We start from the raw sequence: 612 nt of genomic DNA, 5'->3' as shown, positions 1-612 counted from the left end.
GGTGGGCTATGCGCCGCCGGGGCCGGGTTGGCCGTGGCTGACCGACCCGGTGCCCTGGAAGGGGGCCCAGTATGCGGCCCAGATGTACCACGACCTGGTGCAGGGGTTTGGCCTAGCTCCAGCGGCGGTTCGGCCTCAGATTCGGCTGAAAAAAGCGGACTTGGAGTGGGCGGCGCAGGAGCGGCGGCGGCTGTTGGGGGAGGGGGTGCAGGAGTATGTGCTGCTGCATCCGGGGGCCAGCCAACTGTCGCAGCAGAAGGGGGTGCGCAAGCTGTATCCGGCCAGTCAGTGGGGGAAGGTGGTCAGGGGGTTTCGGGAGCAGCGGCCTGAGCTGCCGTTGGTGTTGGTGGTGGGGCCGGAGGATGAGCAGGTGGCGGATGAGCTGATGGCGCAGTTGCCGGGGGTGCCGGTGAGCCGACCGGCGGGGGTGGGGCAACTGGCGGCTTTGATTGGGGGGGCGACGCTGCTGTTGTGTGTGGACAGTGCTCCTATGCACTTGGCGGTGGCTACCCAGACGCCGCTGGTGGCGTTGTTTGGGCCCACCGACCCGCTGCGGCTGCTGCCTTCAGAGGGGCCGTTTCGGGCGGTCAAGGGGGCCGATGGGAAGGTGGA

General features: G+C 68.8%; 1 protein-coding gene. It reads left to right on the top strand.

The features are described 5' to 3' along the window. Positions 1–612, top strand: a 612-nt coding sequence (locus NW838_RS09800; RefSeq protein ID WP_414427956.1) for a glycosyltransferase family 9 protein, incomplete at both ends; no start/stop codon positions are given.

It is taken from the genome of Synechococcus sp. R55.2 (assembly GCF_047462075.1).
Lineage (GTDB): Bacteria > Cyanobacteriota > Cyanobacteriia > Thermostichales > Thermostichaceae > Thermostichus.
Note: the sequence above shows the minus strand (reverse complement) of the source record. Positions and strands in the feature narration are given on the sequence as shown.